The 12,323-nt window shown below is 37.8% G+C and carries 10 protein-coding genes; 8 read left to right on the top strand and 2 right to left on the bottom strand.

Features of this window, described 5'->3' with window-relative positions:
* The first annotated feature begins 73 nt into the window (after nucleotides 1–73).
* A complete protein-coding gene (locus tag EKM61_RS07395) occupies nucleotides 74–289 on the top strand; it encodes a hypothetical protein (RefSeq protein ID WP_064522596.1) in 216 nt (71 codons plus the stop codon).
* A gap of 2 nt (nucleotides 290–291) precedes the next feature.
* A complete protein-coding gene (locus tag EKM61_RS07390) occupies nucleotides 292–1,416 on the top strand; it encodes an ArdC-like ssDNA-binding domain-containing protein (RefSeq protein ID WP_068377333.1) in 1,125 nt (374 codons plus the stop codon).
* Between the two features lie 153 nt (nucleotides 1,417–1,569).
* On the opposite strand, the gene EKM61_RS12325 is transcribed toward EKM61_RS07390, so the two are convergent.
* Complete coding sequence (locus tag EKM61_RS12325) at nucleotides 1,570–1,632, bottom strand: putative holin-like toxin (protein ID WP_222843308.1); 63 nt, start codon at nucleotides 1,630–1,632, stop codon at nucleotides 1,570–1,572.
* 385 nt (nucleotides 1,633–2,017) lie between these two features.
* On the opposite strand from EKM61_RS12325, the gene EKM61_RS07380 reads away from it, so the two are divergent.
* The 6 genes from EKM61_RS07380 to EKM61_RS07355 all read left to right on the top strand — a co-directional run bounded on the left by EKM61_RS07380 (nucleotide 2,018) and on the right by EKM61_RS07355 (nucleotide 10,793).
* Entirely contained in the window at nucleotides 2,018–2,572 is a 555-nt protein-coding gene (locus tag EKM61_RS07380; RefSeq protein ID WP_057705057.1) for a hypothetical protein, read from the top strand.
* Between the two features lie 2 nt (nucleotides 2,573–2,574).
* Nucleotides 2,575–3,948: an N-6 DNA methylase gene (locus EKM61_RS07375; RefSeq protein WP_068377335.1), complete on the top strand. Its 1,374-nt coding sequence runs from the start codon at nucleotides 2,575–2,577 to the stop codon at nucleotides 3,946–3,948.
* 71 nt (nucleotides 3,949–4,019) lie between these two features.
* Nucleotides 4,020–5,546 carry a type I restriction-modification system subunit M gene (locus EKM61_RS07370; protein WP_068377338.1) on the top strand — a complete coding sequence of 509 codons (1,527 nt, stop codon included), beginning with the start codon at nucleotides 4,020–4,022 and terminating at the stop codon, nucleotides 5,544–5,546.
* Complete coding sequence (locus EKM61_RS07365) at nucleotides 5,536–6,729, top strand: restriction endonuclease subunit S (RefSeq protein WP_068377341.1); 1,194 nt, start codon at nucleotides 5,536–5,538, stop codon at nucleotides 6,727–6,729. The genes EKM61_RS07370 and EKM61_RS07365 overlap by 11 nt, the downstream gene beginning before the upstream one ends.
* Entirely contained in the window at nucleotides 6,719–9,856 is a 3,138-nt protein-coding gene (locus EKM61_RS07360; RefSeq protein WP_068377344.1) for a type I restriction endonuclease subunit R, read from the top strand. Before EKM61_RS07365 ends, EKM61_RS07360 begins: the two co-directional genes overlap by 11 nt.
* Nucleotides 9,857–10,121: 265 nt before the next feature.
* A complete protein-coding gene (locus tag EKM61_RS07355; protein WP_225359755.1) occupies nucleotides 10,122–10,793 on the top strand; it encodes an AbiJ-NTD4 domain-containing protein in 672 nt (223 codons plus the stop codon).
* Nucleotides 10,794–11,871: 1,078 nt separating this feature from the next.
* On the opposite strand, the gene EKM61_RS07345 is transcribed toward EKM61_RS07355, so the two are convergent.
* A partial coding sequence (locus tag EKM61_RS07345; protein ID WP_125636178.1) for an IS30 family transposase occupies nucleotides 11,872–12,323 on the bottom strand: 452 nt, incomplete at its 5' end.

The following is a 12,323-nucleotide window of genomic DNA, read 5'->3' as shown; positions in this document are numbered from 1 at the left end:
TTAGGTTTACTTTTCAAAAACCAAAAAGTGAACCTAACCAACGAGTGTAATTGTAAAAGGAGGAGGATATATCATGAAAAATGAACTGGAAGCATTAGCAAGCGAATTACCTATTTTGACGGATAAAAGCAGTTATAAGTACCTATCAGAAGTTGCGGGTAATGGCAAATATATTCAAGTTGCGTGGCAAAAAAAGAATGCCGAATATTTAGCACTTTACGGCACACAATCTATCAAGTTACCCCAAATGGATAATTCTGTAGAGTTTGTAGACGCCGAGGAGGGTTAATCATGCCAAGTAAAGTTGAAACTGAAAAATGGAAAAGGCAGCTTGTCGAAAATGCCGAAAAAGAAATTTTAAAACTAACTGATAGTGAAAAGTTTAAAAGTTATCTTGATACCGTAGCAAAGTTTCACCGGTATAGCCAACGTAATATTGACCTTATCTATTCTCAAAATCCAAGTGCCAGCCAAGTTGCAGGCTTTAAAAAATGGCAGAATGATTTTAAACGATCAGTAAATAAAGGAGAAAAAGGGATCAGGATTGCGGCCCCTATTATTAAAAAACTAACTCCAGAGGATCAGAAAAGGCTTGATACGACCGAAGAAAAAGCCATAGTTGGTTATCGCTATCTACCAGTCTTTGATGTGTCACAAACTAGCGGTGAACCAGTCCTAAGTGCTAAAGATTTTGTCAAAGAAAATTTAGCGGATCATCAGAATGTGACAAGCTTGTATAACGCATTCAAGGACTATCTAAACCAGCAAACCGACCTTAAAGTCAGTGAAGTGCCTTTAGCGACGCTAAATGGGGCTAAGGGGTATTTTCAACCCAGCACTAATGAAATCGTCATTGGTGGCGATGAGCCCGACAATGCTTTGAAACTAAAGACGTTATACCACGAATATGCGCATAGCCAGCTACACGGCTTAAAATCAGCCTTTAAAGATCGGCCACGAGCCTATCAGGAAACCCAAGCCGAAGCGGTTGCGTATGTTGCCATGCAAAATATTGGCGTTGATACCAGCAACTACTCACTCGGTTACGTGGCCACCTGGGCTAAAGATAAAGCCGTGATCCATAGTGCTTTAAGTGAGATCCAGCAAGTGAGCAACAAAGTGATTGAGCTTAGCGATGGCTTAACCAAACAATTAGGCTTACAAGAAGCCCCAAAAGAGCCTGAGCATGATCTAAAAAAGTTATCAGCCCATGATCTTAATAAGTCCTACCAAGGCTTGCAACAACAAATTAAGCAAGCAACTAATCCACAACAAAAATCAGAACTAAAAAATAAATTAAATGATGTACACCATGAAATCAGTGAGCGAACACAAAAGCAACTGCAAGCATTTGCTGAAGAAAATCCAGAAATTAAACAACCAGATTCTGAACCCGATCAAAGCCTAAAACGTTAGCCAGTTTTTAAGGGACATGCTATAATAGAAACAGAAAAAGGAAGCCCCGCCGAAAACAGGGCTTCCCGTGCAAGCCGCTTCAAAGGCGGTGGCAGATATTAAAACGACACTAGTTCGCCCTGTAACCTACCAAAGTTACGCAGGGCGGCTTTTTTATTTGTGGTGCTTGTCGATATAGCTGAGTAGCGCAATTAAAAACGTGCCAAACAGCAACATCAACGAGAGTGTCTGGAAGACGCTCATTGACTGTGAAACCTTCCTGAAGATTATTCCATGTTCCCATGGGCCTCACCTCGCAAGGGAAAAGACAGCCACCGCCCTTAAAACTTCTTGCTTGATCTATTATACAAGGAAATTGAGTGATGCCCAAGTAAAAGAATGATTTGCATTGAATGAGAAACGAATGATCAAGATATTTACTGAACTTGGTTGTATATATTACGGTTAAAGTGATTCCGCCATGGCAGATTTCCCTGTTTGGTGGTATTATTTTGCTTTTCCATCCTTGTAATTCTCAATAATTACAGTTGACATTTTATGAATTGCCTGATATGATTGCACCATTCCATAAAGTAATTCAAGAGAATAACAGGAGAAGCGAATGAAATTTACAAAAAGTAAGCTTGGTAACCTTGCGGATTTTACCACTGGGATCTTATTACCAAGAATCAAAGATCCTATTGATGAAAAACCTAGTCAGAGAATGATATACAATCCATTGTCGAGGTCAGTTAGATATATCCATGGTGATTCTGAGTTGCCGTTAATCACCACAGATCAAATTGGAATTTCAATGCTGCAACGAGAAGCCTATCTAGTGGAGAAAAAAGCTTTTGTAGACGAGCAAATATTGACTGCAAACTTTACCGCAGCAACACTAGATAGTCGAGTAAAACAAAGTTACTTTGTTTGGTGGTTTAACCACAGTATTGAAGCACAACGTCAACTGGAAGCATTGGGACAGCTAGGACGTCGAGTAATATTAAAAGATTTACGTGAAATGACTATTTCTATACCAAACTTGTCGTTGCAACATGACATTGGGGAACTTTATGTTCTGAGTCAAAAACGATCAATAGCGTTAAAACGAAAGGCTGATTTGACTGAAGAACAAGCACTACAATTCATTAGGCAGCATATGATGGAGGAAGGTTAACTATGGATTATTCACAATCAGTTGGAACAGCGAAAAGAGCTATCTTGAGTATTAGCAGTCAATACCGGGACCTATTTGACGCTAATTCGATTGTAACAACTTTATTTGATCTCGTTTATTTATACGAAATAAATCCAGCGTATGCTCAACTCCTTAAGCAGAAGGGCATGCATATTGAGGCACTTAACAAGCAGCTACATGCTATTGCTAAATCTGATGAAACTCAATTGGCAGTAATTGAAGATCTTAATGAAAGCATTCAACGGATATTGTTGCTAAGAATCGGTAAGGACAAGCAACTGCAAGTCTTTAATGAAATTTGTGAAAGCACATTACGTTTAGTTAGACAACAATCTGATCGCTTTGTATTACTTAAAGCCATGCAAGATGCATACGTTGACCTTGAATCAAGGATAAATGGGAGAACTAATACGCCTGATCAGATTAATGTTCTGATGGCTCAGTTAGCAAATCTATCTTTTGACGGGGACGAACCAGTTAGAATATATGATTCTACTTCTGGATGGGGCGGCTCTTTACTTGAAATGAGACGTGTTATACCAAATTCACGGAAAGTTAGATTGTTAGGACAAGAGTTAAATGCCAAAGCATATCTTTTCTGTGAAATGGTGCTAGGTCTATTAGACGATGACAATACAAGTCATGCACTGAATAATGGTGATGCACTTGTTGCCGATTGGCCATTTGGTGATTCAGGTGCCGACGTTATTATTAATGATCCACCTTACTCAATGAGGTGGAATCCAGACCCAAACCTTCTTGAAAGGGGTATTTATCATAAAATTGGAGTATTACCACCAAAATCTAGAGCAGACTTCGCCTTTGTACTGCATGGACTGGCCCATTTAAATGACAATGGAACAATGGTGATTCAGTTACCGCATGGTGTTCTATTCAGAGGATCAGCGGAAGCAAAAATTCGTCAGTACTTGCTTGAACGCAACTATATTGAAGCAGTGATTGGTTTGCCAGCTAATTTACAAAGCACAACTGCAATCCCAACTATGATTCTAGTATTACGGAAGAATCGAAAACGCAAAGACGTATTGTTCATTGATGCAAGTGATGATGAGGTTAAAAAAGCACGTTCACGTGATTTGTTGTCAACTTCAGCAGTTAACAAGATTGTTGAAACATATCACAAATTCGTTAGCATTCAGCGATATGCGTATGTAGCTACACCGAAAGAGATCATTGAAAATGATTATAATTTAAACATTCCACGCTACGTAGATACTTATATCCCGCCTAAGCTAATTTCTGTGTCTGAGTTGGAAAATAAAATAGTAAAGATCGATCAGCAATTATCAACCCTAGAAGCTGATAGCCGACTTATCATGATGAAGTATCAGTAGAATAGTGCGACTGTAAATGTATTAGTTTTTAGAAGTTTAACATTTAAAGAAAAACATTGGAGGAACTATTAATGCCAGTAAAGAGTAATGAATTAGGAATTGAAGACAAGCTGTGGAGTGCAGCAGAAAAGTTACGAGGCTCAATGGACGCATCAACGTATCGAAACGTTGTTTTGGGATTGATTTTCTTAAAATATGTATCAGATACATTTGAAGAATTGCATGCAGAATTGTTAGCTTCTAATTATCCAGAAGAGGCAGAAGAACGCGATAGTTACGATGCTAAAAATGTTTTTTGGCTACCTTCAGAGGCACGTTGGTCAGTAATTGCTGCCGCTGCTAAAACACCAGAAGTTGGCACTACAATTGATAAAGCAATGGCTGCAATTGAGCGTGAGAACGCTAGTGTAAAGGGGGTCTTACCTAAAAATTATGCTTCGCCAGATTTGGCTAAGGAAAATCTGGGTGAAGTCATCGATTTGTTCTCGGACGTTCAGGTTGGAAATGAAGAATCTCGAAAAAATGACGTATTAGGCCGCGTATACGAATTCTTTTTACGTAAATTTGCAACTAATGGAGATGGTGAATTCTATACGCCACGTTCCATTGTTAGAACACTCGTCGATATGATTGAACCGTTTAAAGGCTCGATCTATGATCCTTGTTGCGGTTCTGGTGGCATGTTTGTGCAATCTGAAGAGTTCGTCCGTGAACACCAAGGAACTATTCTAGACTTGTCTGTTTATGGGCAGGAATGGAATCCAACCACTTGGCGCTTAGCTAAAATGAATTTAGCTATTCATGGCATCGATAACAACTTAGGCCCTCGTAATGGCAATACACTATTAAATGATTTACACAAGGGCGAACGCTTTGATTTTGCCTTAGCAAATCCGCCATTTAGCGTAAAAGACTGGGGAGCTGAGAAGGTTATTGACGACTCACGCTGGCGCTGGGGAACTCCTTATGATGGAAATGCCAACTATGCTTGGATTGAACACATTTTGAGTAAATTGACTCCCGATGGTAAGGCTGGCATTGTTTTAGCAAATGGCTCGTTATCAACATCGACTAGTGATGAGAAGGCTATTCGTCAATCACTGCTCGAGGATCATAAGGTTGATGCTATCGTGGCAATGCCAAGTCAAATGTTTTATTCCGTATCTATTCCAGTTTCTTTATGGATATTTGATATGAATCAAGCATCGCCTAATGAACGTGACCGCCAAGGAGAGACTTTGTTTATTGATGCCCGTGAATTGGGATCAATGACAGATCGAACCCATCGCGAATTTACGCGTGCTGATATTAATAAGATTGCCGATACCTATCACGCTTATACGGGAACCTCTAAAAAAGCGTATCGAGATGTCCCCGGCTTTTGCAAAGCTGAAAAGTTGGAAAATATTAAGGCTAATGATTATGTTCTAACACCTGGTCGATATGTCGGATTAGCTGCAGAAAAGCAAATGTCAGAAGAAGAGTTTGATGCTGAAATGACAAAGTTAAGCGGTGAATTGAAGAAACAGTTCGATGAGAGTGATCAGTTGCAGAACAAGATTTTGAATGTGTTAAGAGGTATTGGGTATGGAGACTAAAACTGTGAGACTTGGTGATTTTGCAACTTTAGTTAATGAAAAATGTTATTTGAATGAAGCCTCAAGAAACACTTATGTGAGCACAGAAAATTTAAAGCCAAATAGGTTAGGTGTATTTTTCCCAATTACTAAATTGCCACGAACTAATAAAGTAAATACTTTCGCTAAGGGGGATATTCTTATTGCGAATATTCGTCCGTATTTTAAAAAGATTTGGCACGCTAATATAGCGGGTACCCATTCGACAGATGTATTAAACATTAGGTCTAATTCAAAACAGTTATTACAGTCTTATCTTGCGGTGGTATTATCAGATGATCGTTTCTTTGACTATATGATGGCAACATCAAAGGGCACGAAGATGCCACGTGGAGATAAAAAAGCAATTATGGATTTTAAATTTGAATTGCCAAGTTTTAAAGACCAAATAATAATTTCTGACTCCATCTCTATTATCAATCAAAAAATTGAATTGAATCAGCAGATCAACAAGAACTTGCTGAAACTTGGTATTAATATTGCAATCCGAACATCTAACATCAATAAGAGTACAACTTGTCGTATTAGTGACATGAAGGATTTTTTAACAGTTTCAGACCATGTGGCAAACGGTAGCTTCAAAACACTCAAAGATAATGTGACTATTGTTGATAAGCCTGATTATTCCTTATTTTTACGTAATACAGATTTGAAAAGAAATCTTATGGACGATAAACGTTGGATTACTAAACATAGTTATGATTTTTTAAAGAAGTCACATCTTTATGGAGGTGAAGTAATTATCTCAAATGTAGGTGATGTTGGAAGTGTTCACCGAGTACCATATCTTGATGAACATATGGTGGCTGGGAATAATGTCATTTTCATTCAATCGGCTGATTCTTGGATTACTGATTACCTATATCTGTATTTTTTGTCTAACATTGGGCAACACGCCCTTTCCACAATCACGTCGGGATCTGCTCAACAAAAGTTTAATAAAACTGATTTTAGGGCTATTGAATTACCAATTATTCCTAAAAATTTTGTTAAAAAAAATCTCACACCCATTCTCAAAAAAATTGATTCTAACAGAGTTGAAGAAGATTGCTTAATAACACTTCGAGATCTTCTATTACCAAGGCTACTTTCCGGTGAAATAGATTTATCTATTCTTGAGGAGGTGCTAAAAAATGCCAAATAACCAATCATTTACTAATGAACAAGAAGTTGAAGAAGAAGCAATTGATCTTATTGTCTCTCTTGGCTACACAGATTTACGCAGTGCTGAGTATAACCGGCCCAATATTCAGGTAGATAGCGAACGCGATAATGACCATCAGAAAATTGTACTTGAGCCAAGACTAATGGCTGCATTCAAACAAATAAATCCTGGTCTGCCGAATTTTGTTTATACAGAAGCATTGCGTCAGTTTAAAAGCATTCCAGACGGACCAGATTTAATGGCAAATAACCATCATTTCCACAAGTTACTGATTGAAGGCGCATCAGTAACTGAAAACAAAAATGGACAACCACACACTTATTCTGTAAAGGCAGTTGATTTTAACAATATTGCAGTCAATGATTTCATGGTGACAAACCAGTTCACAATGAAACAAGGAGGCCATAATCGCAGACCTGACATTACGATCTTTATTAATGGATTACCTGTAGTGACTTTTGAGCTTAAGAACCAAGCTAACGAGAATGTTGGGATTGAAGATGCTTATAATCAATTACAGACCTATAAGCAAGATATTTCTGATTATATGGCCTACAACGAAGTCCTAATTGCTTCTGATGGCGTTAATGCAAGAACAGGCTCCCTTTCAGCCGGGTTTGATCGGTTTATGCAATGGCGATCACCAGATCATCGCGATTCTGATTTGCCGGATTCATATGAACTGGAAACTATGATTACCAATATGCTGAAACCCGCTGTCATTCTAGACTTAATTCAGAATTTTATTATTTTTGAATCTAATGACGCGAAAACATCTAAAATCTTGGCAGCCTACCATCAATATTACATGGTTAATAAGGCAGTGGCTCGTGCTGCTAAGACTTTGCAAGACCCAAAAAATAATCGCATCGGTGTCGTGTGGCACACACAAGGATCAGGTAAATCGTTGTCAATGGTCTTTTTCTCAGGGATTGTCAGCCGAAAAATCGGGAATCCAACAATATTGGTCATCAATGATCGCAACGATCTGGATGATCAACTGGAACAAACCTTTTCAGCAGCGCATGATTATCTACGGCAAACACCTAAGCAGGCTAAGTCACGGACAGATACACGTGATCTGCTAGCAACCAATAGTGGAGGTATCATCTTTTCCACCATTCAGAAGTTCTCACCTGAAGATGGTGAAGATGCTATGCCAGTATTGACTAGCCGCAGTAATGTCATTGTCATATCAGATGAGGCACACCGTTCGCAATATGGTATGAAAGCTCGTTATACCAAAGACGGAGTTAGATATGGTTTCGCACAATATTTACGTGATTCGTTGCCAAATGCTTCGTTTATTGGCTTTACAGGAACACCAATTAATATCGATGATAAGTCAACAACAGGGGTGTTTGGTGATTATATCGATGTTTATGACATGACACAGTCAGTTCGTGATCATACAACCGTTCGAATCTTTTATGAAAATCACGTTATTCCCTTATATGCTGGCCCAGAGGTACAGCATAAGTACGAAGCTTTAATAGACAAAGCAGGGCAAGACGATCCTGAAGTTACTGATGATCAGAAAAGAAAAGCTGATTTTACCAGCTTGGAACGGTTAGCTGGGGCAACTAGCCGTTTAAAGGCCTTAGCAAAGCATTTTGTGCATCATTTTGAGGCTCATCAAGCAGTACAATTTGGTAAAGCCATCATAGTTGAAACGTCAAGGCGTAATGCAGTTAAACTTTTTAATGAGATCGTTAAGTTGCGGCCGTTATGGTATTCAGATGATTTAACTAAAGGAAAAATCAAGATTGTTATGACATCAGATACCGCTTCTGATGGTCCTGAATTAGCCAAGCATCATACTAATACTAAACAGCGAAGAGCCTTCCAGCAAAGGATGAAAGATGATAATGATGAACTACAAATCGTTATTGTCGTAAATATGTGGCTAACAGGTTTTGATGCGCCTTCGGTTAATACAATGTATGTTGATAAACCAATGCATGGACACAATTTGATGCAGGCTATTGCACGAGTTAATCGAGTTTTTCGAGATAAAGACGGCGGACTAATTGTTGATTACATTGGGATTGCTGATAGTTTAAATCAAGCGCTTAGACATTATTCTAAAAATGATCGTGATCAAGCTGGAATTAACGTTGATAAAGCAGTGTCATTAATGAAATCTAAATACGATATTATCATCAATGATTACCTGTATGGTGTTAATTATAGTGGCTACAATAGTGATATACGTGGTAAGCGTCAAGAATCTTATCGATTAGCACTTGATGCTGTAGTTAGCTTAGATAAAGAACAGCAAAAAAAGTTTGCGGATACTGTGGTGCAACTACAAAAAGTTTACGCACTTGTGGTAACAAGCAAGCAGGCACAAGCAATTTCTTCAGAAGTAGCTTTCTTTGGTGCTGTCAAAAGTGCATTGATGAAGATTTTGCAAGCGGTGAGTCCACATGATAATCCTGTCACAAATCGAGAACTAAATTTGCGATTAGATCAGCTTGTAAACCAATCAGTAATAGCTAAACAGCCTGTCGATTTATATAAAGAATTAGGGCTTGAACGACCAGAACTAAGTTTACTGTCCGAAAAATTTTTAGATAGTATCCAAAATATGCCAGAACAAAATTTGGCAGTGAAGTTATTAGAGCGATTGCTTAAGGGTAAAGTTAAAGCATTGACTAAGGTTAATCTAATTCAATCACGGAGGTTTGGTGATATGCTTGAAAACAATATTGAAGCATTAAATCAACGTGGGGTGACGACTGAGATTGTTATTCGAAAATTGATTGAATTAGCTAAAAATATGCAGGAAACAGAAGCAGCTGGCGAAAGCTTAGGACTGAGTGCCAATGAACAAGCGTTTTACGATGCATTATGTGATCAAAAGACTGCTGTGCACGTCATGGGTGAAGATACGTTACAAGAAATTGCCAAAGAATTGGTAGGAACTGTGCGTAAATATGCATCTACTCCTGACTGGGTTCAAAGGAAGACGACACAAGCCGCTATGCGGCAAGCTGTCCGCCGTATGTTAAAAGATCATGGGTACCCGCCAACATTTGCACCCGCTGCAGTAGATACCATTATTGAACAGGCGCAGACAATGGCATTTGAAAATCACAACTAGATATAAATATCAAAATAGAAGGGATTTTCCAAAATAACTTTAACTCATTCATTTCCACCTACACAGTACCTGCCAAAAAAAATAATGATATAAGAAAGCTTTTATGTATGATTAGCCACTAGGGTATATGGTATCGGACTATCTTAGCTTCTTAATATTTTAGATACTAATTAGAATTATTTAAAATATGTATTAATTAAAGAGAGTAGCATTGAAAAACCAGGAAGAAAATGTATTGAAAACATATTAATTGGGGGATCTAATTATGGAATTATATTCTGAAAGAAATGGGAAAAGAGACCTGAAACAGCACACATATTGTATAAACGAAAATATGTACTCTCTATTACTTAGTTGCTGTACAAAATATAAAAAGAACCTTACCAAAATTTTTCAACTACCATGTCATAATTCATTTGTAGATAAAGACTACATTAAGTTTAATGAAAAACTTTTTTCGCAAAGGATTAATAGTAAAATACCATCACTTTTTCGAAATGAATCAGGAGCAATTGCTGCTCCTAAATCTGGTGATAATTATGATCAGTACGCTTTACTAGACTTAATTGAATTCTTTGGGAAAAATATTAAAGATGTGCGCGAAGCATGGAACAATGAAAATTATAGAAATTACAAAAATATTTATATATATGATTCCTCAAAAGTATTTAATGAGTTTAAAGATTCAATTAATGAATTATTTTCGGAAGCTGGATTACTGTATGAGTTAAACGATGAAAAGATTATCGAAAGACTCGTTGATGATGATGTTCTAACACCGGAAATAGAAACTAGTTTTGAATCTCTAACAGATAAAACACTACATGATCTTTTAGAGAGTGCTATTGACTTCTATAGAACTCCAAATAATTCAGCTCGTCAAGAATCACTAGAAAAATTGTGGGGGGGCATTGGAGAGACTCAAAACATACTATGAATCACTAGGCAAGAAAAAATCAGCCGAAAAAATAGTGGAGAATATGGCTCATGAAGACGAATACTTCCGTAAAACATTTAATGACGAATTTACATTGCTGACGCATATTGGAAACACTTACAATATTAGACATCATGAAACTAGTCAAAAAGATTTACCAGATAAAAATTATTACGATTATTTATTCAATAGGTGCCTATCATTGATTGCTTTATCTGTTAAGTATTTATTAAAATAACCATAGTCCTACTTAGCAAATAAGTAAATAAATTTTGTTGTTTTCAAAAATTTTAAGAATCACACTAAATAACGAGTAATTCTGATTTAGGGTTATATGGTAGATTGCAAATTTATCCTAATACATGCGATTATGTGGTTTCGATATATTGTTATTGGTACATTCTTTGTCTTTTCACAACTCTGGTATCTGTTCTCACTGAGGTAGATAAATGCTTACTTTACTGATTAACTTATTTATATTGGGATGCGGAGTCGTCTTGCTAGTTTTCTCTTTTAGTTTCTCAGAGAAACATATCCAGCAATCTTTAAGTAACTGGGCAATGGATTCCTTTATAATCGGGCCTATATTGGGATGGGCTGGCAAGAAGATGAATATTAAGTCTCCTTACCGTAAAGCTCTAATTATATTAGGAATATTTATAATCAGCATTTCTATATTTAACTTAATAAGCGCTGGGTAATTGCCATATTCTGCTACACAAGAGCTACATGAGTTGGTAATGTCTACTAAATGCATGTGAAGACCTCTTTAGGTTCTTTTGGCTTTAAACTATGGTAATAAATAATTTATTTTGAAAATGGTTTTAGATCATTTCTCAAAGCAAATTCTTCCGATTTTCATACCCGAAACGATCTTAGGAATCGTTTCGGGTCACTTATTTGAATTGGATTTTAGGCTTTGTTTCAAGACGTTTCTGGACGATCCGTTAGAGTATACCCTATTGGCCTAAAAATAAAAAATCAATTTATTTGGTAGATTGTAAGAACAAATTAGCCACGCAATAAATCCCGGCAAGACAGTATTTTCATTGATATTCATATTTTAAAGATTCAATCTTTAGCCGGCGGCAGCGGAGAAAAGCTCTTTTGGGGTTTGGTAACCTGACTGCCGGCGTGGTAAGTTGTTTAGCTTGGCTTCCACTGCTTGGATATCACTAGGGCCTAAAGTATCCATGGACAGGCCCTTAGGCACATCACGACGGATCATTCGATTATGCGCCTCATTTGTGCCTCGTTCTGAAGAGCGGTAAGGGTGGGCATAATAAAGGTCGGCAACGCCGTCAAGCACCGTCCCCGCCGCTGCGAACTCTGCCCCGTTGTCAGCGGTAACGGACTTCATGATGTGCCCGTATTCTTGGCAGATCTTAGCCAGTTCGTAGTTGACTGAATCGTCGTCACGGCCATCAATCAAACGCAGGATCTGACAGCGAGATTGGCGCTGATCAATACTTTTAGGTCGCTCTTCGATACTTCGTCCGGCCAGACGCTTATGCTTGGGTGAATGGTGGT

Source organism: Loigolactobacillus backii, from assembly GCF_003946275.1.
Classification (GTDB): Bacteria; Bacillota; Bacilli; order Lactobacillales; family Lactobacillaceae; genus Loigolactobacillus; species Loigolactobacillus backii.
This window is presented reverse-complemented; position numbering and strand designations above follow the sequence as displayed.